General features: G+C 33.1%; 22 protein-coding genes. 11 read left to right on the top strand and 11 right to left on the bottom strand.

Going from position 1 to position 24,812, the window contains the following annotated elements:
• Positions 1 to 20: 20 nt before the first annotated feature.
• Entirely contained in the window at positions 21 to 1,712 is a 1,692-nt protein-coding gene (locus RBG61_RS08825; RefSeq protein WP_307942740.1) for a GspE/PulE family protein, read from the bottom strand.
• Positions 1,713 to 1,800: 88 nt separating this feature from the next.
• Here RBG61_RS08825 and RBG61_RS08820 point away from each other — a divergent pair, with 88 nt between their 5' ends.
• Positions 1,801 to 2,550 (top strand): prepilin peptidase, encoded by a 750-nt coding sequence (locus RBG61_RS08820; RefSeq protein ID WP_307942738.1) that lies wholly within the window; start codon positions 1,801 to 1,803, stop codon positions 2,548 to 2,550.
• Here the strand turns inward: RBG61_RS08820 and RBG61_RS08815 are convergent.
• From RBG61_RS08815 to RBG61_RS08770, 10 genes are all read right to left on the bottom strand, one after another.
• Positions 2,547 to 3,107, bottom strand: coding sequence for a PulJ/GspJ family protein (locus RBG61_RS08815; protein ID WP_307942736.1), 561 nt, complete (start codon positions 3,105 to 3,107; stop codon positions 2,547 to 2,549). The genes RBG61_RS08820 and RBG61_RS08815 overlap by 4 nt on opposite strands.
• Positions 3,108 to 3,130: 23 nt before the next feature.
• Positions 3,131 to 3,502, bottom strand: coding sequence for a type IV pilus modification PilV family protein (locus RBG61_RS08810; protein ID WP_307942734.1), 372 nt, complete (start codon positions 3,500 to 3,502; stop codon positions 3,131 to 3,133).
• Between the two features lie 13 nt (positions 3,503 to 3,515).
• Complete coding sequence (locus tag RBG61_RS08805) at positions 3,516 to 5,321, bottom strand: DUF7305 domain-containing protein (protein ID WP_307942731.1); 1,806 nt, start codon at positions 5,319 to 5,321, stop codon at positions 3,516 to 3,518.
• Positions 5,322 to 5,340: 19 nt separating this feature from the next.
• On the bottom strand, positions 5,341 to 5,925 hold the full coding sequence (locus RBG61_RS08800; protein WP_307942729.1) for a hypothetical protein: 585 nt from the start codon (positions 5,923 to 5,925) through the stop codon (positions 5,341 to 5,343).
• Positions 5,918 to 6,487: a hypothetical protein gene (locus RBG61_RS08795; protein WP_307942728.1), complete on the bottom strand. Its 570-nt coding sequence runs from the start codon at positions 6,485 to 6,487 to the stop codon at positions 5,918 to 5,920. The genes RBG61_RS08800 and RBG61_RS08795 overlap by 8 nt, the downstream gene beginning before the upstream one ends.
• Before the next feature lie 31 nt (positions 6,488 to 6,518).
• Positions 6,519 to 7,505 carry a pilus assembly protein PilM gene (gene pilM / locus RBG61_RS08790; protein ID WP_307942726.1) on the bottom strand — a complete coding sequence of 329 codons (987 nt, stop codon included), beginning with the start codon at positions 7,503 to 7,505 and terminating at the stop codon, positions 6,519 to 6,521.
• Positions 7,506 to 7,527: 22 nt separating this feature from the next.
• On the bottom strand, positions 7,528 to 8,745 hold the full coding sequence (locus RBG61_RS08785) for a type II secretion system F family protein (RefSeq protein ID WP_307942723.1): 1,218 nt from the start codon (positions 8,743 to 8,745) through the stop codon (positions 7,528 to 7,530).
• 329 nt (positions 8,746 to 9,074) lie between these two features.
• Positions 9,075 to 9,941 (bottom strand): NAD-dependent epimerase/dehydratase family protein, encoded by an 867-nt coding sequence (locus tag RBG61_RS08780; RefSeq protein ID WP_307942722.1) that lies wholly within the window; start codon positions 9,939 to 9,941, stop codon positions 9,075 to 9,077.
• A gap of 101 nt (positions 9,942 to 10,042) precedes the next feature.
• Entirely contained in the window at positions 10,043 to 11,644 is a 1,602-nt protein-coding gene (locus tag RBG61_RS08775; protein ID WP_307942720.1) for an ABC-F family ATP-binding cassette domain-containing protein, read from the bottom strand.
• A 237-nt stretch (positions 11,645 to 11,881) separates the two neighbouring features.
• The gene (locus RBG61_RS08770; protein ID WP_307942717.1) at positions 11,882 to 12,454 is read right to left on the bottom strand and encodes a hypothetical protein; all 573 of its coding nucleotides are present in this window, start codon (positions 12,452 to 12,454) and stop codon (positions 11,882 to 11,884) included.
• A gap of 271 nt (positions 12,455 to 12,725) precedes the next feature.
• Here RBG61_RS08770 and RBG61_RS08765 point away from each other — a divergent pair, with 271 nt between their 5' ends.
• The 10 genes from RBG61_RS08765 (at position 12,726) to RBG61_RS08720 (ending at position 24,776) form a co-directional block, all read left to right on the top strand.
• Positions 12,726 to 13,574: a putative RNA methyltransferase gene (locus RBG61_RS08765; RefSeq protein WP_307942716.1), complete on the top strand. Its 849-nt coding sequence runs from the start codon at positions 12,726 to 12,728 to the stop codon at positions 13,572 to 13,574.
• 125 nt (positions 13,575 to 13,699) lie between these two features.
• Complete coding sequence (locus RBG61_RS08760; protein ID WP_307942713.1) at positions 13,700 to 13,972, top strand: (2Fe-2S) ferredoxin domain-containing protein; 273 nt, start codon at positions 13,700 to 13,702, stop codon at positions 13,970 to 13,972.
• A gap of 136 nt (positions 13,973 to 14,108) precedes the next feature.
• The gene (locus RBG61_RS08755; RefSeq protein WP_307942710.1) at positions 14,109 to 15,806 is read left to right on the top strand and encodes a [Fe-Fe] hydrogenase large subunit C-terminal domain-containing protein; all 1,698 of its coding nucleotides are present in this window, start codon (positions 14,109 to 14,111) and stop codon (positions 15,804 to 15,806) included.
• A 1-nt stretch (position 15,807) separates the two neighbouring features.
• The gene (locus RBG61_RS08750) at positions 15,808 to 16,980 is read left to right on the top strand and encodes a SpoIIE family protein phosphatase (RefSeq protein ID WP_307942708.1); all 1,173 of its coding nucleotides are present in this window, start codon (positions 15,808 to 15,810) and stop codon (positions 16,978 to 16,980) included.
• A gap of 79 nt (positions 16,981 to 17,059) precedes the next feature.
• Entirely contained in the window at positions 17,060 to 17,833 is a 774-nt protein-coding gene (locus tag RBG61_RS08745) for a type III pantothenate kinase (RefSeq protein ID WP_307942707.1), read from the top strand.
• Between the two features lie 156 nt (positions 17,834 to 17,989).
• On the top strand, positions 17,990 to 18,589 hold the full coding sequence (locus RBG61_RS08740) for an ECF transporter S component (RefSeq protein ID WP_307942706.1): 600 nt from the start codon (positions 17,990 to 17,992) through the stop codon (positions 18,587 to 18,589).
• Between the two features lie 295 nt (positions 18,590 to 18,884).
• Positions 18,885 to 19,946, top strand: coding sequence for a hypothetical protein (locus RBG61_RS08735; RefSeq protein WP_307942704.1), 1,062 nt, complete (start codon positions 18,885 to 18,887; stop codon positions 19,944 to 19,946).
• 182 nt (positions 19,947 to 20,128) lie between these two features.
• Positions 20,129 to 21,403 carry a glycoside hydrolase family 125 protein gene (locus RBG61_RS08730; RefSeq protein ID WP_307942703.1) on the top strand — a complete coding sequence of 425 codons (1,275 nt, stop codon included), beginning with the start codon at positions 20,129 to 20,131 and terminating at the stop codon, positions 21,401 to 21,403.
• 223 nt (positions 21,404 to 21,626) lie between these two features.
• On the top strand, positions 21,627 to 22,982 hold the full coding sequence (locus RBG61_RS08725) for a sodium-dependent transporter (RefSeq protein WP_307942702.1): 1,356 nt from the start codon (positions 21,627 to 21,629) through the stop codon (positions 22,980 to 22,982).
• A 249-nt stretch (positions 22,983 to 23,231) separates the two neighbouring features.
• Positions 23,232 to 24,776 (top strand): hypothetical protein, encoded by a 1,545-nt coding sequence (locus tag RBG61_RS08720; RefSeq protein WP_307942701.1) that lies wholly within the window; start codon positions 23,232 to 23,234, stop codon positions 24,774 to 24,776.
• Positions 24,777 to 24,812 lie beyond the last annotated feature (36 nt).

The raw sequence follows: 24,812 nt of genomic DNA, 5'->3' as shown, positions 1-24,812 counted from the left end.
ATCTATTTTACTCGCTCATTTTAATCATCCATGCCATATGTTGTTTTGATTAACTGACGTATATCTGTTTTGCCCTCTAATACCAACCTTGAAACACTTTCTCGTAAAAAACTTGCACCTTCAAGGCGAGCTTGCTCTTTAATTGCTGCCTCATCTGCTTCATTGGTAATCATCTTTTTTATTACTTTTGAAATAGTTATCATTTCATAAATTGCTGTTCTTCCCTTGTAACCTGTATTAGAACATTCTTCACAACCCACAGCCACTTTTATCATTGTTGGTTTTGATATTCCTAATAGTTTCATTTCTAAAGAATTAGTTTCAACATCTTTTGCACAATATGGACAGCAAAGCTTTACCAAACGTTGAGCTACAACACCTACTAATGATGATGATACCAAGTATGGCTCAACTCCCATGTCAACCAAACGTGAAATGGTGGAAACCGCATCATTTGTATGAATTGTGGAAAGAACTAAATGACCTGTAATTGCTGCTCGAACAGCAATTGCTGCTGTTTCGCCATCACGAATTTCACCAACCATTACAACATCAGGATCTTGACGCAAAATGGAACGCAATCCCTCTGCAAATGTCAACCCTGCTTTTACATTTATATGTACTTGGTTAATTCCATCCATATTTTTTTCAACCGGATCTTCAATTGTCACTACGTTAATATTTGGTTTTGCAATCTCATCAAGTGCTGCATATAAAGTAGTCGTTTTTCCACTACCTGTGGGTCCAGTCACTAAAATAATTCCATTAGGGTATTTTAACATTTGGGTAAAGCTATCTAAATCAGATTGATTCATCCCCAATTCAATAAGCTTGGTTATCTTTTGCGTATCAGAACCCAATAAACGAATAACCATTTTTTCACCATTTACTGTGGGTAATGTTGAAACACGAAGGTCGAGCATTTTTCCTTCTATATCAATACTATATCTTCCGTCTTGCGGAATTCGCTTCTCAGCTATATTCAAATTACTCAATATTTTCAAACGTGTTATTAAAGCTTCATGAGCAGCTTTTGAAATAGATAACTGCTCAACTAATTCGCCATCGATACGAACACGAATGCGAGTTTTAATCCTACCAGGCTCGATATGTATATCACTTACACCATTTTTAAATGAATCAATTATAATTTTGTTTGCTAATCTTACAACAGGAGCACTATCAATCTTTTCACCAAGATCTACAATTTCTTCATCTAGTTCATCTATAGTGGTAACTACTTCTTTTGCATTTAATGATGCAAGCACTTCTTTTGTTTCTTCACTTTGAAATGTTTTCTCGATACCTTCTTTAATATCTTGTGTCGTTGCCAAAACAGGTTTTACATCATATCCTGTCGCTAATTGTATATCATCAAACTGATAAAAATTCAAGGGATTATCTGTAGCAACAGATAGTACATTGTTCTCTAATTTGTAAGCAATAACATTTTGTGATTGCGATTTCTTTTCACCTAAAATTTTTGCTGTATTAACATCAATTGCTATTTGAGACAAATCAACAAAATCTATCATCAGTTTTTTAGAAAAAGCTTTCATAAAATCCTTTTGCGTTATGTAATGCAAATTAATAAGGATATCGCCAAGCTTTTTGCCACCAGATGTTTGTTGAATCTCTAAAGCTCTACTAAGCTGTTCCTTAGTTATCACGCCATCATTTATTAAAATTTGACCAATAGGTAATAAAGCCATTATTTTCATCCTTTATCTTTCTTGTTATTTCAAAAAATACTAAAATATGATATAATAATAACATTCTTATTAAAAAAGGAGAATGACCATGTTTGGGAAACTTTACTTTCGCACCCTTATCATTATTCTAGGCCTTTTAATCGGAAGTTTTTTAAATGTTTGTATTTACCGTATTCCACGGAAAGAATCTATTATAAAGGGAAGCTCTCATTGCACAAACTGTAATGGTAAAATTAAAGCTTATGACTTAATTCCAATATTCAGTTATATTTTTCTTGGCGGTAAATGTAGAAATTGTAAGACTAAAATCTCACTTATTTATCCTACTATAGAATTGATAAACTTCTTACTATACATAATTATTCTAATCCAATATGATGTTTCTTTTAAAACAGTCCTATATTGTGCATTGTTTTCGACACTCATCGTTATTTCAGGAATTGATATTCATTCACAAGAAATACCAAATGGGTTAATTGTTTTTCTACTTTGTTTATCTCCTCTATCCTTCTTGATAAACGATATGCCTTTTTGGCATAAACTGATTGGATTTTTTTCATCCAGTGCTATTCTATTCATTATTGCTTGTTTTACAGATGGCTTTGGTGGAGGAGACATTAAGCTAATGGCTGTATGTGGACTTCTAATTGGGTATCAAAACATCCTTCTAGCATTATTCATAGGATGTATAATTGGTGGTATTAGTGGAGCCTTTGTGTTAATCAAAACCAAGCAAAAAGGCTCCACGATACCATTTGGCCCTTCCCTTAGTATTGGAATTATGATATCAAGCCTTTATGGGGAACAGCTTATCAATTGGTATTTCTCATTTCTTTAACCGTCAAATTCAATATAGTTACCCTCTTTATGTCCAGTAGCATCACTAATACAAGCGTTATAAGTTTTTATCATGGATGTAGTACTGTACACTAAATCAAGATTTGATTTTTTTCTAACAACAATATTCATCTGCAATACATCTGTTTGTGTAGTTTCACTATAAGTTATTATAAAAGTAAGTTCATCAAAAAATTCCTTTTTTAATATGTCATCCCCCATAGTCTCTCCGCTTTCTATAATCATAGTGCGTAATAAGGAACTATCTACTAAATCATATTGCTGATAGATAACGTTATTTGGCGTAGGAGACGCTAGATTTGTATAATTACCACTTTTGATTACTAAAGAATTTGCGTATTTAACTTTATTGGTAATAAACTCTACTAGCTGACAAGAAATATTTTTAGCATTCGCAACATTTGAGTTAAACGCTACAGTGTTTAATGTAATCATAACAACCGACAGTGCCCCAATTAAAATAATTGATGAAATAGCGGAAGTAACGACTACTTCAACTAAAGTAAATCCTTTTTTACATCTATAATTATATTTCATTGTCATTACCCCCAATCAATTTTTTATGGCGATGACATTTGCTCAAGCAAGTTGAACTGTTTCAATGACATTTTTTCTCCTTTGGGTTCACCAACTAAAACATGCCCATTTTTGCTAAAATTTAAAGATGCATCCATAAACTTCACTTCAATTTTATTGTTAGCGTCTCCTTCTTGATAATCAACTTCTGGTGTTTCTGAATACGTCTTTAATTCGATTCCCTTTTTATTTATTCCATCTTCCAATGTTGTCTTACAAGCTTTTTGATTAATGGATAATGCAGACATCATTAAAGAAATTAAAGTAACCATTAAAATACTCAAAATTGCCAAACTAACAACAACTTCTATTAAAGTTTCACCTTTATTGTTTTGAGCTGAATATAGTAATTTCAATTAAAAACATCCCCTATTTACCATACTTATCAACAACCCAGCTAGCTTTGTTGGGATCTACCTTCATAAAATATTTATCTCGCCTTAAAGCAGAAATAAAAAACGGATCTTTTTTATTGGGTACATATTGGTATCGGTTCCCATTTGTTAAAGTTACACTACCGGCTACAATGCTACCCTGTATTTTAAAATTGGAACAAGCAATTGCACCTCGCTCTTGATAATTTGAGAATTGTCCCGGAAAATAAGCTACTCCTTTAAATCTTGCGGTTCCACTTAAATCCATAGTCATATTGTCAGCACCAATAATATATAATTGTGTCTGCGTTTTCTCTGGATTGGCTGGATCTTCACCACTAATTTCTCCAATATAGCTGTTATTTTCAACTTGAACTGTTGCTTCGCCAGCTGGAACAGGTTTGTTACCTAAAAAAATATATACATTATTAGGCCCAACAATTTTTAATTTTGAATTTGCTGCAAAACTCATACCATCATCTGCAAATATCTTGATATCTCCACTTGTTGTATCAATAATATTCGTTCCAGTAATATTTCTTTTTATTGCACAACTTGAAGTAATATTATGTGTACTTGCCAAATCCGTGAGTCTTTTTGGCTTTATCATATAGCTTCCATCAGAGCTTATGCATACATCATTTAAAGAAAAAGATTTTTCGCCACAAATATAATTTGACATTGATACAGAAGCTTTTACAGACCCATCGGCATTATTAAAGAATAGCTTATTTACTTTGAAATCAAATATATTTTTTTCTTTTGTAATAAAAGTTTTATTATCAAAATTCGCCTTATATCCATTTCCAAAATTTACGTTGCCTTTATTATGTGAATCTTTAAAATCTATTAAGGTGCCATTCACTAGTAAAACTTCTTGGTTCAAGTAATCAATTCGAGTACCATCATATAAATTTGCATAAGTATATGGAACAAAAGTAATATAGTTTTGACCTATTGTTCTGATTTCAGGTGCAATTGCATCATCTATCCCAACTTCACTTTCGGTCATTCCAAAGCTTTCTTTAATTGCAGATGGGGTTGTAATTGGTGGATTAACAGAGTTTATAGGAAAATTTGAACTACCATATCCACTGCTTGCAATCGTAAGATCCGTAAAGAATTTACCGTTAATTTTACTAGAAGACATCATTATATTGCTATAACTATTTTTTACGGTTGCATAACCGTTTAGAGTTGAATTAGACATCATAAATCCACCAACATTAAGCAAATTACCGTTGATAATAGATGAGTTAATATGTGTTGATCCGCTAAACAAAACATTACCATTTATTGTTATGCCTCTACCAAGCAATGAGTTATATGTTGAAAATAAAACGAATTTTGTTGGATCTATCATACTATCTTCTTGCTTTAACAAAACTTGTAGTTTTGAACTTACATCATTCACTTTTGCCAATACAACAATTTTTACTTTCTTTGTTGCAGCATCAAATTGCATTGTAACATCTGCGCATCCCATATTGTTATCTGTTACACCATTAACAATTACTCCATCAACTTTAGCTTCTATAGCCGTTCCTGGGTTGCTTTGAAGTTTTTGCGAAATTGGAGCACAAGTGGCAGTATTCTCTAACTGAGCTAAAACTGAATCCATAACACTTCTTGCAGTCAGTTCAGCTTGCTGCTTTTGATGATAATATATAGAATTATGATAACTATAAGATGCAACACTTAAAATAGAAGTTCCAAGCACAATTACAATTGTAAATACAACAATAACTACAACAAGTGAACTTCCTTTTTTAGAACTTAAAATATGAGTCACATTTGCCACAATACTCTTCCTTTCCGGTTTAAGTTTTTATGACATATAGTTGAACTGTAAGATTACCCAAAAGCTTTCCTTCTTTTATTTCATACTTCCAATCTTGTATAGTAACTTTTTTATCTAGAGAAGCAAAATCATCTAAGAATCCTTTTAAACTTTCTAACGATGAAGAATACCCCATAGAAACTGAAATTACTTCTACTATATTGTTCATATCATTTGCTTTATTTATTTGTTCAGACTGATTATTGACAACTGGCTCAAGCTTCTCGGATGGAAGTATTGCAATTTTTGTAACTTCAAGACTGTTTTTCTTTGCTATTGATGTAACAACACGCTCGGCATCCCAAGTGTATATCTCCTTATAAAAATGAGCTGATTCTGTTTCAATATATTTTTGTTTCTCTTTCAATTTATTGTTTAATTGATCAAGCTGTTTTAACATTATATCAACGCTATCATTTTCTTTTTTTAATTGTTCTATTTTTATCTGCTGTTCTTTTCTTGTTTCAAGAATCGGTTTAAATAAAAACATAAAACTAAAAGCAAAAACAGAAATTAATATTAATAAACAAATTAGCTTTTTTTCTCTAACAGTTAGTTTAGTCATGTCGTTCACCTTCCCCTAACAAACAAGAGATTGAAAAAGATATTTGATTTTCTTGCTCTTCAGAAGTAAATCCACCGTACAACACTTTTGTTGGTATACCTTGTTCATTCAGCTTTTCCGCACTGAGAGATGGTGAGTCCTTACTTACGCAAATGCAATCCAAGGTCAGAATAGAATTACTATATGTAGCCTTTTCAACAGAAACATCTTCACATAAAACTGAATAAATTTCTGTAAGTTCTTTTTTCGTAACCATTCTATTGCTTTGAATAACGAAACTTACATTTGCTATTGATTTTTCCTTTTCACTTAACATATCCATTTCAGCATTAGCTTTTTTATATTCTTGAACTTTTATCGAGTTAGCATTTTTTTTATTCGTCAATTCATTAATCGTAAATTCATTTGTTATATTCATTGCTACTAAAACTAGCGTAATCGTACCGATAATTGCAACTGTTACAATTACCAATGCTGTTACTAAATAAATTGATCTAGATTTCATTGATAAATGCATATTGCTCAATTTATAGCTTGTATAAAAATTCAAATCCAACTTCATAGCAAACCTCTAACCTTCTTCATCATAAAAACTAATGCAAATCAATTAGTCCACCAATAGTGGAAACATACTGGCTGTATTTAAAATTCAGCTTGGTTTTGATACAATATGGTTTAGAAATTGTTTTAATTTTGGTATCAAGTAGATTTGCTATTCGCTTTTCTACTCCACCAGCATTGGTAATTGCACCGATTAAATAAATATCATCAATTGTTGTAAAATGACTTCTGGAAAATTGAAATTGAATCATTTTGGAAAATTCTTGTGCAATATCATAAACAAAGCTTTCTACCAATTTTTTTTGATTTTCACTGACAGTTGTTGTTAAATCAACTTTTGTATAATCTATGGTTTTTTTATCGCTAGTTAAATTCAAATATTTTGATATATTTAAAGCTATTGTTTTAGAATAAACAATTTTTCCTTTTTCAATAATGAGAAATATTCCGTTATTTGTTCCAACACTTGCAATAATAATGGGCTTATCTTTTGATGCTATTGCTGGTTGAATTGCTATTGTTTTATATATACAATTAAACTCAAGATTTATATTTGATTTTGAAAAGTTTAGCATTTGGCATAGCTTTATATAACCTTCAACAATACTTTGAGGAATTGCTACCGCCAACACTTTATGTTTCGTTATACTCTTTTCTTTCAATACATCCGTAACTATGTAATCAACCACGTATGGCAGCGTTAGATTTCTTGCTTGAAACATTTCGTTAGAAATAATTTGTATTGCTTGTCGCTTTGGCGTTTTAGGTATAACCAACTCTCGAGTAATAATCGTTGTACTATTAATATTGATATTAACCTTAGTTCCTTTTATTTTATTATTATGTAGTGCATTTTTAAGCACATCATACAGCAATTCAACATTTAGAATTTCACCATCTTTAATAATAAACGGTGGAGTTTTTACTTTTACTGTATTTTTAACAATTATTTTTTTCCCCTGTTGCATACCTTGAACAATACTTATATTCTGCGCTCCAATATCAATAGAAACTTTCACAGCTTTACACCCCTAGCTCATTCTATGCAATATTTGAATACATTCCAAACATAGGAACTGCGATTGCAATAACAATAAATCCTATAATAACGGCTAAAATAAGAATCATTATTGGTTCTAAAAGTGCAACCATTTTAGTCATTGCACTTTGTGCATCCTCATCATAAAAATTTGCCGTCTTTAAAAGAATATCATCCAGCGAACCTGATTCTTCTCCAATGAATACCATTGATGAGAACATAGTCGGAAATACATTAGCATTAATCAATGCTTTAGAAAATGGAACTCCTTGTTTAATTTCATCAATAACAGAATGAAGCTTTTGTATAATATATTGATTGCCAACTACATTTGCGGAAATTTTAATCGATTCAATTATAGGCACACCGCCAATATAAAGAGCAGCAACAGTTCGAGAAAAACGAGCAGTTGCAACAATTAAAGTCAATTTTCCAAATACCGGAACATTTATTTTAAATTTATCAAACGCTAATCGTACACTTTCTATTTTCAATAGAAAAATCCACCCGATACTAATACCAACAACCGCAATGAATAATATGTACCAGCAATGAGTCATAAAGCTACTTATGGAAAGCAAGATTTTTGTTGGAGATGGTAAGTTCGTTCTAGATCCAAATAAACTAATAAAAGTTGGTACAACTTTTACCATAATAATTGTTACAGATATAATAGAAACGATTATTAACACAATAGGATAAATCATAGCCGTTGTTATTTTATGTTTTAAAGCCTTTTCCTTTTCATAATGACTTGACATAGCTAACATAACATCATCTAACGTTCCGCTTGCCTCGCCGCTTTCCACCATACTGATTAACAATTGAGGAAATGATTTATCCTGTTCTTTCATGGCTGCTGATAATGAATTCCCTTTTTTTATGGATTCATATAAGTTTAATAAAACAGTTTTTATTTTTCGTCTTTCAGCTTGACGATATAAAATATCTAAACACTTAACTACTGTTAATCCCGAATTAAGCATGGTTGCAAACTGACGGCAAAATATAGAAATATCTTTTACCCCAATTTTGTTTTTGTAAGAAGTTGCACTAATAGCGACAGTAGTATCACTATTATAAGGTGTTTCTTTTACAGAAATACAAAATAAATTTTTCTCATGTAATTTTACATAAAAATCATTCAAATTCTCAGCGTGAATAGTACCTATTTGATTTTTCCCGCTAAAATCTTTTGCTTTATATTTATACTCAACCACAATACCACCATAATTTCTATAAATATACTGTAATCTGTTTTACTTTATGTAAATATTATACTGTAATATATATGTAATGTAAAGTGATTCGGCAAAATAGTTAATTAACTTTTCTTATATTTTTTATTAACAATTACTTACCATGCAGGTTAAATTTATATTTATCTACTGATTTTATAACATATAAAAAGACTGAATCCGATAAATATCGAACTCAGTCAGATAAAAAATAAGTATTTTTATCCAAACTTAAACATTCATACTCTATTACGCATTTATTACCATTGGTAAGAGATAATTAGGATGGAAAGTTTCCTATTTATTTACTTCTACTTGATAAATTGTTGAATGTAATAATCGACTAAATCAAATATCCATTCTTTTAATGGTGTAAACATAAATCCTAAGCTCTTAGCTTGATCAATATTTATGCTATACTCATTTTCACTATTATATGGTGCTTTATCGCCTGTAGAAGTTAAGATAATAGACTTTCCTGTTTTAACCTTAACATAATCTGATATTTCTTTAATAGAAATCGTCTGCTCACTACTACCGTTAATTGCGCCACAATACGCTTCATCCGCTAAAAATGCAAGAAATGTTCCGGCTTCATCAGAACGGACAAAAGACATTTGATTATCTATATTATCAATACACATAGGTATTTCTTTCATCATATGTTCAATATAAAAAGATAACCTTTGAGTATAATCATCTTTGCCAATCACAAACGGAAGGCGTACCGCAACCGCACTCACTTGGGGATACTTTTGCCGTAGTGCGCATTCTGCTTGACGCTTACACTCATCATATAGAAAATCATTTCTCGTGCACCATACTAATTCTTTTTGAAGCGGGTCAAACTCATTTTCTTTGGTGTCAATATGCTTATTGTACACAGCGGTTGAGGAAGTCATAATATATTTATCACAATTTACAACATCTAAAATATATTTGACGTCTTGAGAGCAATATGCCAAGCTATCATAAATCACATCATAATGTGCCCCTAAAAAAGATTGCTTCAAATTTTCGGGATTTGTTCTTTCAATAATCATTCGATTAACCCTCTCCCCGAAAGGATCCTTTGCAAGACCACGAGTAGCAATTGTAACTTGATGCCCTTTTTCAATTAGTGCTTCAACCAAATGTTTGCCGAAAAATCTTGTTCCACCTAAAACCAAAATGTCCATAACAAAACCTCCTATTGAATAATAAGATATGTTCATAGTAGTATCACTACCATTACCGATCAATCAAATATGCAAAAAGCGAGCCATATGGCTCGCTTTTATTAGCTTTGTACTTGTCCTGATTTTGCTGAAATATAATCGTCATAAGTTGAGAATCTATCAACAATGCCGTCTTCCGTAATCTCAATAATACGGTCGGCAATCGTTTGAATAAACTCATGGTCATGAGAAGTAAATAAAATATTACCTTTATAGTCCACTAAACCGTTGTTTACAGCAGTAATAGACTCTAAGTCTAAATGGTTTGTTGGTCTATCTAAAATTAGTACATTAGAACCGTACAACATCATACGGGAGAACATACATCTTACTTTTTCACCACCAGATAAAACGTTTACCGGTTTGTAAACATCGTCACCTGAGAAAAGCATACGGCCTAAGAAACCACGAAGATAAGTTTCTGTTTCATCTTGAGAATATTGTCTTAACCAATCAATAATGGATTGCATATTCCCGTCAAAGTATTCGCTGTTATCATTTGGGAAGTAGCTTTGAGAAGTACTAATACCCCATTTAAATGAGCCTTCATCCGGCTCTAATTCGCCTACTAAAATGCGGAACAATGTTGTAATTGCAATTTCATTTTCACCAACGAATGCAATTTTCTCGCCCTTACGAACAATAAAAGAAACATTGTTTAACACCTTAACACCATCAATTGTTTTAGAAAGCTCATTCACAGTTAAAATATCTTTTCCAGCTTCTCTATCCATGTTGAATCCAATAAACGGATAACGGCGGCTGGATGCAGGCATTTCTTCCACTGATAGTTTATCTAATAATTTTCTTCTAGAAGTTGCTTGTTTAGATTTTGATTTATTTGCAGAGAAACGTTCAATAAAGCTTTGCAACTCTTTAATTTTTTCTTCATTTCTCTTGTTTTGTTGCTTTTGCATACGTTGAATTAACTGGCTGGATTCATACCAAAACTCATAGTTACCAACATACATTTTTATGCGATTAAAGTCAATATCAACGGTATGGGTACATACTGTATTTAAAAAGTGACGGTCATGAGATACAACAATAACAGTTCCATGATAATCCATAATAAAGTCTTCCAACCATGAAATTGCTGCAATATCCAAATGGTTTGTAGGCTCATCCAATAGGATGATATCAGGATTACCGAACAATGCTTGTGCTAGTAATACCTTTACTTTCTCATTACCATTTAAGCTGCTCATCGTGCTATACAAAATAGATTCTTCTAAGCCTAAGCCTTGAATTAACTTTGAAGCATCAGACTCTGCTTCCCATCCGTCCATTTCTGCAAATTCTGCTTCCAACTCACCAGCTAAAATTCCATCTTCATCAGAAAAGTCAGGTTTTGCGTATAATGCATCTTTTTGCTGCATAATTTCATACAATCTTTTGTTACCCATAATAACGGTATCCATAACTGTATATTCATCAAACGCATAATGGTCCTGTTTCAATACGGACATTCTAACTTTAGGCGGAATAATAACGTCACCTTTTGTCGGTTCTAATTCTCCATTTAAAATTTTCAAAAAAGTAGATTTACCTGCTCCATTTGCACCAATAATACCATAACAGTTTCCCGGTAAAAATTTCAGGTTTACTTCTTTAAATAAATCTGAGCCATCAAAACTTAGGCTCACATCTGATACTGTAATCATTTTTATCCTCCATTATTTATCTCATTTATCTTATTGTTTTTTATGTTCTGAATAAAATTCATTTATTTCGATTTTTTTGCAACACAAACTATAGTATAACATACTTTCAAATATAGTACAATCCTATTAACAACTAGTTATATTGTTGAAAACAATTCACTTTTATGCTAATATTACTAAGGATATTATTTAAATCAAAAAGGCACCATCTAAACAGATGATGTCTGAATAAAAATATTATGGATATTGCTTTTGTATTTGCTCTAATAGTTTATCTGCATAATGTGGTTGTCTTTTATTTAATGGCTTATAATCTCCACCATGAAAAAATTCCTTTGGTGCATATGCAAGCAACTCTTTGTTTAGTTGTTGCTCAATAACACCCAAATCTGGTACATAACTATTTAGGGACGCAACAAGGCTTTCAGAAAATTCATCAATGAGAGCAACAAATGGTAATAGATATTCTTGATTTTCATTACTTCGATACTGCATTGAAGTATGCAAATCGCCTACAATATAAAAGACACCATCTTTATTTTTCTTTAAGCATAACAAAAGCTGATCACCCTTTTGAAACAAGGGATATGATGCAAGTGTAGCTTTTGAACTACCATGTTGAACCAAGGTAAAATCCTCTAAGTTGTTATCTATTTTGTTAATGAGTTGGTTGATCATTTTTGCTTTGAAATAAGTATGATAAGAGTAATTTTCTTCTGAAAGCCAAGATGTAATTTCAACAATTGCCACAACATCCGCCTCTTGGATTGCTTGTTTTAAAGTATATCGTTTTACGAATTCAACCTTCATTGGGCCTTTTCCAATTCTTAAGGGTGTAGCCACGCCCTCCTGCAACGTTAAATTACTTGATTGATTATTTTTTCTCGATTCCTCACAACTTATTAAAAGTAACATAAGAAAAATTGAGCTCACTATGAGCACACATAACTTTCTTTTCATTGCGACACCTCACCACACAGCATCTACTTCACAACAATATTAACATTAATGTATTTTGATGTCAATTTATTCGAATAGTCTTTCACTCTATGCTATGATTTTATAAAAAAGGACTGATACAATGGCATATTTCACTTGCCCCATTTGCAAGCAAGCGCTAAAAATAGAAAATAAAAGTTATCTCTGTGAAAATAATCACTGCTTTGATATTGCCAAAAGCGGCTATGTAAACCTACTGCCTTCCAATCAAATGAATTCCAAAGCACCCGGTGACAACAAACTGATGGTCGACACGAGAAACCAATTCTTAAGCAAAGGGTTTTATCAACCGCTATTAGATACCCTATCTAACGAGCTGGTCCATATTATAAAAGAACATCAACTGAATGAGCCTACTATTGCAGATGTTGGGTGTGGGGAAGGCTACTACACACAAGGAATCTATCAAGCAATTCACAATAATGGCATTACGCCTTCTATACTTGGAATCGATATTTCCAAAGAAGCCTTGAAATACGCTGCAAAGCGGATGAAACAAATCAATGCATCTACTGTTCAAATTGCTGTGGGCAGCGTTTTTCATCTGCCTATTGAGACGGAGTATTGCGATATATTGATGGAGCTGTTTGCCCCATATTGCGGTGAAGAATTTCATCGTGTATTAAAGAAAAATGGGATTATGATATTGGTTATACCCGCTGAAAATCACCTATTTGAATTAAAACAAGCAGTTTACAAAAATCCTTATAAAAATGAGGTTAAGCCGTATGAACTAGACGGGTTTACTCTGTTAAACAAGGAAAAAGTGAAATCACAAATTCATTTATCCAATAACGAAGATATTATGAATTTATTTCAAATGACTCCTTATTATTATAAAACATCAAAGGAAGATACGGAACGTTTAATGTCACTCAATGAGCTGACAACAACGATTGAATTTGAATTACTTATTTATCAATCAAGATAACATTTTATTCGGACAGAAAGAAGCATTTTTCTGTCCATTATTATTGCAATTTGATTTATTAAATGATAAAATTAGATTGTTAAAAAAATAACATATTGGTCATTTTTCTTTAGGAGGGTTTTACTATGATAGAGGTTAAAGTTTGTGTGGGTAGCTCTTGCCATATGAAAGGATCATATCAAGTTATCAAAACATTCGAAGAACTGATTCAACGAAATAAATTAGAAGACTTTGTAAAATTGAAAGCTTCGTTTTGTCTTGGCTGTTGCTTAAACGGAATTGCAACAACAATTGATGGGACTCCAGTCAATAATGTTGGATTTTCCAACGCAGAAAAAATTTTTTACGAAGAAATCTATAACAAAGCAATTGCTTTAAAAAATAATCAAACCAACTAAATTGAAATTTTATAAATAACATTCGAAACACATACAATGCGTTCCCTGCAAACGATATTCAAAACAACTATTTGGGATTGTATTATGATTTATAATGTGTGCAGTGTGTTTTCCACAAATGAATGGGGGATAAGATATGAGTATTATTCGGTTAAATGCGTCAAACTGTCAAAACTGCTATAAATGTATTCGGGAATGTCCATTAAAAGCAATTGAGTTTAAGGATTCTAAAACGAAAATAATTGATACTGAATGTGTTCTTTGCGGAAATTGTATGGAAACTTGTCCTAAAGGTGCAAAATACTTTCGAAGAAACACAGATAAGGTGAAAGAATTACTGGCTTCCGAAAAGCCTGTTTACGTCAGCCTTGCGCCTTCTTATGTTGGTTGGTATCAACAAAGTTTTTCTCAAATTAGTCAAAGCCTAAAACAGCTTGGATTTGCTGGCGTTGAAGAAACGGCTATCGGTGCAGCTTGTGTTTCAAAGGAATATGCAAAGTTAATGCAAAACGGACAAATGAAAAACATTATTGCAACCGCTTGCTCTTCTATTGTAATGCTAATCGAGCGTCATTTTCCATCTTTAATCAAAATGCTTGCGCCTGTATCTTCCCCTATGATGGCTCATGCACGTTTAATGAGAGAAACCTATGGTGACATCAAGGTTGTATTTATAGGACCTTGCCTTTCTAAAATGTACGAAGCTGAAGATCCGCTTTCAGGTGGATTAGTCAATGAAGTATTAACCTTCCAAGATATTGACGAATGGCTGCAAGAAGAACATATACCAATTTGTAAAAGAGATGAGCATACAGTCGGAGTTCTTGAACCAATTTCACGTATCTATCCAAAACAAGAAGGCATTATTAAAACCATTCCGCCAAAGGACTTTTATGAATATACACCCATTTCTGTTGATGGAATTGATCGCTGCATTGAATTCTTTACCGCTATGCAAAAGGAAGAAATAAGTGGTCTATTTATTGAAGCAAACATTTGCGCCGGCAGCTGCATCGGTGGGCCAATTATGAGAATGCATCAAAAAAGCATTTTACAATCTACCGCAAAACTCAAAGCTGATAAATTACCAATTGATGATATGCCTGCAAAATCTGCGCAAGTTGAGTTTTCACATCCTCGTGTCTTTACAAATCGCAAAGCAATGAAAGATATGCCAACAGAAGCACAAATAAAAGAAATTCTTGCTAAAATCGGTAAGACTACAGTAGAACAAGAGCTAAATTGTGGTAGCTGTGGATACCCGACTTGTCGTCAAAAAGCAATCGCTGTTTTTCAAAAGAAAGCCGATGTAACAATGTGTTTGCCATTCTTACGTGAACGTGCTGAAAACATGTCATCATTAGTGATTGAAAATTCACCAAATGGTATTATTTCATTCGATGAAATGATGCTTGTTACTGATTTAAACCCAAAAGCAGAAGAGTTGTTTGGTGTAACTCGAGCAGAAATCATTGGAGAAATTATTCCAGCTTTATATGGTCTTGCTGCTTTTGAAGAGGCTAAGATAAAACAAGTTCCTATTGTATGCATTTCAAATGGGTATACGGAAGAAATCAAAGTGGAAATCACAGTAATTTATGTTCAAAAGAACAATATGTTTATTGCTTTTGCCAAAGATATTAGCGAGCAAGAAAAGAATAAAGAAGAATTGGCTAAGCTTCGATTTAGCACAGTTGATGTCGCTCAAAATGTAATTGAGAAACAAATGCGTGTTGCTCAAGAAATTGCAAGTCTTTTAGGTGAAACAACTGCTGAAACCAAGGTTGCGCTAACGAACTTAAAGCGTTCCATCAAAGATATTTCGGAGGCTTAATATGAAATTATTTATTGATGAAGCCCACGAAAGCCTATTCAAATATGGCGAAGAGCTTTGTGGTGATAAAGTTGAAATTGTTCGGCAAGATGATTTCTTTTTAGCAGTATTAGCAGATGGGCTAGGAAGTGGAGTAAAAGCCAACATTCTATCTACCCTTACGAGTAAAATCATTGCAACCATGCTTGCAAAAGGAGCAACACTTGTAGAAGCCGTTGAAACTATTGCCTCTACCCTCCCCGTTTGTAGTGAACGTGGCATTGCATATTCCACGTTTACAATCGTTAAAATTGAAAACAGCGGAATGGTTTATCTTGCCGAATTTGATAACCCTTCAACGGTTTATTTAAAAAACAATATCGTTACGCCAATTCAACGTGATGAATTAAGTATCGAAGGAAAAACAATCTACATCAGCTATTTTCAAGCAGAAATAAATGATATGATTGTCTCTTTTTCTGACGGCGTAGTTCACGCCGGAGTTGGACGATTGCTGGATTTAGGATGGCAATATGATAACATTGTTGGATACATTAAAGAAAATATGAACAGTGAGGTAACACCTCGTACATTATGTAGAAAGCTTCTTGCAAGTGTCAACACGCTTTATATGGATAAACCGGGTGACGATTCTACCGTATGTGCAATGCGAATCAAGCCAATTAAGCCTCTTACCGTAATGGTCGGACCTCCAATGAATTCGGATTTAGACAAAGTAGTTGTTGATAAGCTGATGTATAATCAAGGGCTTAAGGTTGTTTGCGGTGGAACTACTTCTCAAATTGTAAGCCGAATTACAGGCAAAGAGCTTGATGTACAAATTGATTACGAAAACCCAGCCGTTCCTCCTACTGCAAAAATTTCAGGCATTGATTTAGTAACAGAAGGTGTTTTGACATTAAGAAAATGCTTAGAATACATGAAGCTTTTTACCGAAAGTGGACAAGATAATTTAGAACATTTTGCTTTAAACAAACAGGATGGTGCAACAAGGCTTACAAGGATTATGCTGGAAGAGTGTACAGAGATTCACTTCCTAGTAGGTCAAGCCTTAAACCCAGCACATCAAAACCCAGGAATGCCTGTTTCTCTTGGATTAAAGCTGAATTTGATTAAGGATTTAGCCAAAGAATTGCAAAAAACAGGTAAGAAAGTGAGTATTGAATTCTTCTAAACTTGACGAATAACGATAAAAAGAATATAATATAAACCACAAAAACGCAAGACACCAGATCGAGAAAGGAATGATTATAATGGTGCTTACAGTAGATGTCGGAAACACAAACATTGTACTTGGCGGATTTGAAGATGACAAACTTCTTTTTGTAACTCGCTTGTGCACAGACAAATATAAGATGCCGGATGAATATGCAATTAGTTTTAAAGGTGTAATCGAATTTCATGGGTATTCTGTTGATAAATTTGATGGTGCAATTATATCAAGTGTTGTTCCCCCTTTACTACCTACATTAAAAAAGGCAATTTCTTCTTTATTGGGATGCAAAGTTTTTACTGTTTCTCCCGGAACAAAAACAGGCTTAAATATTCGCATTGATAACCCTGGAATATTAGGTGCTGACTTGGTTTGCAGTGCAGTTGCTGCAATGAACCGTTATAAAATGCCATGTATTATTGTGGATTTAGGAACAGCAACAAAATTTTCTGTTTTAGACAAAGATAAGTTTTTCTTGGGCGTTTCTATTATGCCCGGCGTAAATATCTCTTTGGATGCACTTTCAAAAAATACTGCACAACTCCCTCATATTGAGTTTGAAAATGCACATACTGTAATTGGAACGAATAGTATAGATTCCATGCGTTCCGGTATTGTTTTTGGAACCGCCAGTATGATTGATGGCATGATTGAACGTTTGAATGCAGAAATCGGGCAAGAAGCTACAGTCGTTGTAACAGGTGGCATTGCTGAAAATATTGTTCCACATTGTAAATCAAAGATTAACACGAATCCAAACCTTGTATTATACGGGTTATTGGACATTTATTATAAAAATACTAAAACAAAATAATAATTTTCCCATATGGTATATGCAGAGTAACACTAATTTGTACTAAGAATTTGTTTTCCAACCTAGAAAATAATACAAATAAGTGTATCTGTTTATATAAATTTATTTGCAATGCATCTTTCGTTATGAAAGAGTATTAGCAAGGAGGAATACTTTATGTCAACCATTCGTAAAAGCCCTATGAGTACGCTTAAACTTACTCAGCTATCTATTTTGATAGCACTCATCGCTGTTTTAACATTCACACCTTTAGGATTTATCATGATTCCACCAATCTCAATGACAATCTTACATATTCCCGTAATCATCGGTGCTATTTTATTAGGTCCGACTTATGGCGGAATACTTGGATTTTCATTTGGAATTATGAGTATGATTCGTGCAATTTGGAGTGGAAATCCTGGTGATATGTTGTTTTCACCATTTGCTAGCGGAAACCCATTAGGCTCTATTGTAATGTGTATCTTACCTCGTATTCTTTTAGGCGTAATCGTAGGATATTTATTTTTGCTTATAAAAAAAGCGGATCAAAAAGGCTATATTGCAATTACAGTTTCTGCAATTATTGGAACGTTGCTTCACACCATTATGGTTTTGGGTTGTTTATGGGCATTTTTCAAAGCGTTTCCATTACAACAAGTTTTCTTAGCAATCGTAAGCCTTAACGCTCTTTTAGAAATTGCTTCTGCGGCTATCTTTAGCGTTGCAATATGTAAACCGTTATTCAAATTAAATAACAAAACTGCAAAACAATAATTTGCTAATCGCCCAATCGTTTGGTTGGGCGATTTATTATTTTACATAATATAACCTTACTATTTAATTGCTTTACAAAGTTATTTTAACTGTAAATTTTAAATGAATGCTATCGTGAAAATAGAACAAATGTTAATGTAAAATTTCATACCCATTTGTTAAATTTATCATAAACTACTAGACAATATATACAAAAGAATGTATAATAAATTTAATTGTTGTATGAAAAAAATATGTTGATACATAGGGTTATACTATACAAACTCATTTGTACTCATATCTAGGAGGAACATTAATGAAAATGATGAAAAAAATGATAGCTGTTTTAATCATTGCGTGTACCATGCTTTCTTTAACAGCTTGCCAGGATACAACCTGGGCGTATGATTACAACGGTAAAAAAATCCCATCCGGCCTTTACATAGCATTTACTATGGATGCTTATTCTCAAGCAATGTATCATAAGGACATTAAATCTGATATCAAAAACTTAATGAAACAAACCTTAGACAAAAAGCCCGCAAAGCAATGGATTATTGACTCTGCAAAAGCAACTGCTGATCGTTACGTTGCAATTGACAACCAATTTGAAGTATTAGGCTTAAAGTTAACAGAATCTGATCAAAAAATGATTAAGAAAAGTACTGATGACAAATGGGAACAAGTTGGAAAATACTATGAACCAAATGGCGTTAGCAAAGAAACAATGAACTTGGTTTCTATCAACCAACAAAAAGAATCTGTAATATTTGAAAAATATTATGGCAAGGGTGGAATCGAAGAAGTATCCAATGCAAACTTGTTAATCCATTTTAAAGAAAACTTTGCAAGTGTAAATATGCTTAAAATTCCTTTAGAAACCGGCGATAAACTAACAGATGAACAAAAAACAAACAATAAAACGTTAAAAGCAAAAGCTGATGAATATGCAAAACTTATCAACGAACAAGGTAAATCTTATAATGAAGTTCAAGATGCATTTATTCATTATAAAGCTGGATCAAAACATAATCCAAATGCTAAAGACGATGTAATTCTAAAAGATGAAGATACAAAGCAATACATCAAAAAGGATTCAAAAGTTCCATCTGAAAAGGTTGTAAAAGCTGTTTTCAACGATTTAAAACCAGATGGTAAAGCAGTCGTTATTCCAGATGAAGATGCTTACTATGTAGCAATTCGCTATGATGTAACAAAAGATCCTAGCCAGTTTGATAAAATGCGTGAATCTATTTTATTTGATGTAAAAGGCGAAGATTTTAAAAAGCTAGTAGATAAATGGAAAGAGCCATTAAAACCAACCGCAAATAATGCATCAATCAATCGTTATGATCCTAAAAAAATCAAACTAAAATAAATGATATAAGAGAAGTTTGCCAAAAGCAAACTTCTTTTCATTTTCAATCTTCAAATAAACAAGAAAGCAAGCAATTCTATTGATTTTTAGTTCATTTCATTGTATAATGCAACTGGATTTGTGAGAAACATAATAAGATAGTCAGCCAAGTAAAAAAGTAAAAATCAGAGGAGATATTGAATATGAATACACCTAAAATTTTATTAGAAAGAGCTAATGAGCTCGAAACAATTGTACAAGCGAAATATCCAAAACTTGCACCACTCATCAAACAATGCTTTTTAAACACTATTGAAACAACAGTACAACAACTAGAAGATGATAGCTACTTTGTAATTACAGGTGATATCCCTGCAATGTGGCTTCGTGATAGTGCTGCACAATTAAAACCATATATTAAATATGCAAGTCAAGATGAAGACTTAAAAGCTATTTTAAAAAGTGTAATTGCTAAACATGCTTATTATATCAATTTAGACCCTTATGCGAACGCATTTAATGCAAAAGAAAAAGTAAATGAACATGGCTATAAAGACTCTACTAATTTTGAAAGCAAATGGGTATGGGAACGTAAATATGAAATTGACTCATTATGTGCTGCTTTATATTTGTCCCACGAATATTATCAATCAACAAAGGATTCCTCTATTTTTACATCCGAATTCAAGAAAATGATTGCAACCATTGTTGCTACCTTTAAAACAGAACAGCATCACGAATCCTCTCCATATTTCTTTACTCGTGTTGATTGCGTTGAAACAGATACTTTAGTGAACAATGGAAAAGGTCGTCCTGTAAATTATACAGGTATGACATGGTCTGGATTCCGTCCTTCAGATGATGCTTGTACATTTGGATATTTAATTCCTTCTAATATGATGGCGGTTGTTGCATTAAAATACGCAGCTGAATTGTGCACTATCGGTTATTCTGATCAAGTATTAGCAGATACTTGCACTACTTTAGCTTCTGAAATCGACAATGGTATTCAAACTTATGGTATTGTAGACCATTACAAATACGGAAAAATCTTTGCATATGAAACAGATGGATTTGGTAACCATAACTTAATGGACGATGCTAACTCTCCTAGCTTACTAGCAATACCTTATTTAGGATATACCAATGCTAGCAATCCAATTTACCAAAACACAAGAAAATTCATTCTATCCAAGGATAACCCTTACTATTATGAAGGTACTGCCGCTAAAGGAATCGGTAGCCCACATACACCAAACAATTATATTTGGCACATTTCATTAACCATGCAGATATTAACCAGCACCAATCCGGATGAAATTGCAGATTGTCTGAATATGATTGCTACCACTCATGCAGGAACAAACTTTATGCACGAAGGATTTGATGTAAATAATCCTCATAATTTCACAAGAGAATGGTTTGCTTGGGCGAATACATTGTTTGCACAAATGGTTGAAAGTGTTATTTGTAAATAAAATGATTATTACAGAAATATTTCTAATTGTTATGAATTTATTTCGCTTTTATGACTAAAAATAATATTATCCTTTGTTAAAAAATTATGCTGTATGCCGTTTTTGGGGGTACAGCAAATTTTTTTATTGTGTTTCACTCGTTTTTCGATTATACTAAATAATACTAAGTTAATAGGATTTCGCTTTAAAGTGCTGACGTAAAAAACTGTTAAGGAGGAATATTATGAAAAATGAAGCAAAAAAACGTGGCGGGTTCACTTCCTCTCTAGGATTTATCCTTGCCGCAACAGGTTCTGCTGTAGGTTTAGGCAACCTATGGAAATTTCCTTATATCGCCGGAGAAGGTGGCGGTGCAATCTTTGTATTAATTTACTTATTCTTTGTTTTGGTTTTAGGTGTTCCAATTATGCTTGGTGAAATGGCAATTGGCAGAAAAACAAAACTAAATCCTATTGGTGCCTATCACAAGTTAAATAAAAAATTTACTTTTATTGGCGTTATTGGCGTTGTATGTGCATTCATTATTCTATCCTACTACAGTGTAATCGGCGGATGGGTGCTAAAATATATCACTACGTATGTAACCAATACACACGTTACTGATGCCTCCGCTTACTTTAAAAACTTTATTCAATCACCTGTAGAGCCGGTAATCTGGCATATCGTTTTCATGGCACTTACTTGTATTATTGTAATTGGTGGCGTTGCAAAGGGAATTGAACGAGCAAGCAAAATAATGCTTCCTCTTCTATTCATATTTATTATCATTATTGCAATTCGTTCTGTTACACTTCCAGGTGCAATGGAGGGCGTTAAATACTTCGTTATTCCAAACTTTTCTCATATTGATTCAATATCTGAGATTTCTAAAGTTCTATTAGCAGCTATGGGACAAGTATTTTTCAGCTTGAGTTTGGGTATGGGTGCTATCATCACATATGGTAGTTACTTAAACAAAGAAGTAAATCTTCAAAAAAGTGCATTTATCATCCCTACTCTAGATACCCTTGTTGCTGTTCTTGCCGGATTTGCAATCTTACCAGCCGTTTTTGCTTTTGGATTCAAACCAACTGCCGGTCCTGGATTATTATTTGAAACACTACCTAAAGTATTTGAATCAATGCCTTTTGGCGTAATTTTCGGTGTACTGTTCTTTGTGCTTGTTTTCTTTGCAGCGATTACCTCTTCTGTTTCACTATTGGAAGTTGTAACATCTTACTGTATCGATAACTTAAAAATGAAACGTGCGACTGCTTCTATCATCATTGCATCAATTATGACAATTATCGGTATATTTGCTGCACTATCATTTGGCCCACTAGCTGATGTTAAATTCTTTGGAAACACTATCTTCGACCTTATGAGTTTTGTATCAGATAAATTGTTAATGCCTCTTGGCGGTTTCTTTATGTGTATATTTGTTGGGTACATTTGGGGTATTGATAATGCCTCAGAAGAAATTTCAAATGATGGATCCATTCGTTTTAGATGGAAAAAACTATTCAGCATTATTATGAAGTATATTGCTCCTGCAATTATACTTGTAATCTTTATTACATCGTTCTTACCTACGAAATAAATTGAATTCCCTAGCTTTGAAATAGAGCTAGGGAATTTTCTTTTCCTACCGACCAAAACCATAATAGCTTTTCATCATATCATACAAATTTCAAAGCATATCTTCTACTTGTGTTTTAGTAAACTAAGGAATATAATAAACGCAAATAAAAAATGACTTTTGTAATTACTTATTCGTTGTGTAATTGATATCTACGCCTTGCGGCGTAATATAAATACAAATATAATTTATTAACGGAGGGAATATGAGATGAAAAGCAAAATAACAGCTAGAAAAGAACCAATCATGGCGCGCTTTTGCGGAGCAGGATTTCACAACAGTGAAGCTGGGTTATATCGTAAAATGAGTGACCGCCAATTCAATGAAGTAGTGGGTAAAATCTATCGTGAGCTATCACCCGGATTTACTAGAATGTGGGGTGGCGCTCCAAATTGGACGAAAGAAGAAATGGATGATTTCGCAGAATACTGCGAAAAAACCCACATTCCTGCAAATACCTCAATTTATTTAACAGGTCATACAACACGTCATCAAACCCAACAAGAAAAAGAAGAATACGCTCGGAATGTTGCCGATAAACTAGATTACTTAATCAATGAAAAAGGAATTAAAAATATTGAATTTTATTGTATGTCAAATGAATTAAGTATTGAGGACTGGGGTAATATCTTCTTTGAATTACCTGTATTTAAAGATTATCATACATATCTATATAGAGAATTCAAACGCAGAAACCTCCCTGTTAAATTGCTTGCAACAGATGCGTCTCCATATGAACGTTGGGAATCCATTGACTGGGCAATTTCAAACGGTATGGTACCTATTTCCGAAATATTTGGTGGGCATCATTATGTAAATGATTTTGAACCACAAGACCTTGATTTTTACAAGGTGTTCTATAAAAATGTAAAGAAAACCGTTAAAAAGCTATTACCATATGAACGTCGTTTTATTCTTGGTGAGTTTGGATTAGCCCAAGATATGAATAATGTAAATGGTGTTAAGATGGATGTATGTAAATACTTTTATGACGGACAAGAGGCATATTCAGCGTTAATGATTACGGAAATGGCTTTAGCCGCTATTAACGCCGGTGTTTATGCTTGTGCGCTTTGGACTTTTACTGACTATCCAAATCCTAAGGGTACGGATTTCCGCTATAACAAATGGGGACTCACCAAATGGGATGGTGATGATTATTCACCTCGTGACTGGCTATATTGTTATGGACTAATTGCGAAATATTTTAACAAAGACTCAAAACCTCTAACCATTGAAACAGAAGACTATTACTTGCGCTGTGGTGGCGTTAGCAACGACGATGGCAGCTTTTCCATTGCTATTGTAAATCGACATGAAGAATCAACCGATATTACTGTTTCACTGAAAGCGCTCTCTACCAATCAACCAATGAGAAAATATGTCTACGATTCCGCAAATGTACCTCGAAATAAATTTGGGGATATGCAGTCCTATACGGAATTGATTTCTGTGACCGAAGACACAGCTTGCATTCAAGTTCCTGCAAACTCTGTCACTTTACTTACAACTGATTATATCAATCGTACTCCATGTACGGTTGAAGATGTAAGCGAGGATAATGGTATGATTCGTTGGAGTAAATCAACTGACCCGTATTTCTGCTATTATCGTATATATAAAGGGGATAGCCAAAACTTCGTTCCATCCTATGATAATCAAATAGCTTCGACTATCGTTGAAAGTTATCGTGATGAAAGCGGTGTAGCTGGGTTTTATAAAGTAAAAGTAGTTGATAGATTCGGTAACGTATAATTACGCATTTCTTCTCTTATAAAAACAGCACACGAC

This window comes from Paludicola sp. MB14-C6 (assembly GCF_030908625.1).
GTDB lineage: Bacteria > Bacillota > Clostridia > Oscillospirales > Ruminococcaceae > Paludihabitans.
The sequence above is the reverse complement of the archived record's forward strand: the minus strand, read 5'-3'. Positions and strand labels throughout refer to the sequence as shown.

Bases quoted from the DNA above. Each gene is read 5' to 3' on its own strand.
- RBG61_RS08745 (WP_307942707.1), top strand. From the start codon at position 17,060: ATGGTGCTTACAGTAGATGTCGGAAACACAAACATTGTACTTGGCGGA.
- RBG61_RS08740 (WP_307942706.1), top strand. From the start codon at position 17,990: ATGTCAACCATTCGTAAAAGCCCTATGAGTACGCTTAAACTTACTCAG.
- RBG61_RS08800 (WP_307942729.1), bottom strand. From the start codon at position 5,925: ATGACTAAACTAACTGTTAGAGAAAAAAAGCTAATTTGTTTATTAATA.
- RBG61_RS08770 (WP_307942717.1), bottom strand. From the start codon at position 12,454: ATGAAGGTTGAATTCGTAAAACGATATACTTTAAAACAAGCAATCCAA.
- RBG61_RS08825 (WP_307942740.1), bottom strand. From the start codon at position 1,712: ATGGCTTTATTACCTATTGGTCAAATTTTAATAAATGATGGCGTGATA.
- RBG61_RS08735 (WP_307942704.1), top strand. From the start codon at position 18,885: ATGAAAATGATGAAAAAAATGATAGCTGTTTTAATCATTGCGTGTACC.
- RBG61_RS08795 (WP_307942728.1), bottom strand. From the start codon at position 6,487: ATGAAGTTGGATTTGAATTTTTATACAAGCTATAAATTGAGCAATATG.
- RBG61_RS08765 (WP_307942716.1), top strand. From the start codon at position 12,726: ATGGCATATTTCACTTGCCCCATTTGCAAGCAAGCGCTAAAAATAGAA.
- RBG61_RS08815 (WP_307942736.1), bottom strand. From the start codon at position 3,107: ATGAAATATAATTATAGATGTAAAAAAGGATTTACTTTAGTTGAAGTA.
- RBG61_RS08820 (WP_307942738.1), top strand. From the start codon at position 1,801: ATGTTTGGGAAACTTTACTTTCGCACCCTTATCATTATTCTAGGCCTT.
- RBG61_RS08750 (WP_307942708.1), top strand. From the start codon at position 15,808: ATGAAATTATTTATTGATGAAGCCCACGAAAGCCTATTCAAATATGGC.
- RBG61_RS08780 (WP_307942722.1), bottom strand. From the start codon at position 9,941: ATGGACATTTTGGTTTTAGGTGGAACAAGATTTTTCGGCAAACATTTG.
- RBG61_RS08720 (WP_307942701.1), top strand. From the start codon at position 23,232: ATGAAAAGCAAAATAACAGCTAGAAAAGAACCAATCATGGCGCGCTTT.
- RBG61_RS08755 (WP_307942710.1), top strand. From the start codon at position 14,109: ATGAGTATTATTCGGTTAAATGCGTCAAACTGTCAAAACTGCTATAAA.
- RBG61_RS08725 (WP_307942702.1), top strand. From the start codon at position 21,627: ATGAAAAATGAAGCAAAAAAACGTGGCGGGTTCACTTCCTCTCTAGGA.
- RBG61_RS08775 (WP_307942720.1), bottom strand. From the start codon at position 11,644: ATGATTACAGTATCAGATGTGAGCCTAAGTTTTGATGGCTCAGATTTA.
- RBG61_RS08730 (WP_307942703.1), top strand. From the start codon at position 20,129: ATGAATACACCTAAAATTTTATTAGAAAGAGCTAATGAGCTCGAAACA.
- RBG61_RS08760 (WP_307942713.1), top strand. From the start codon at position 13,700: ATGATAGAGGTTAAAGTTTGTGTGGGTAGCTCTTGCCATATGAAAGGA.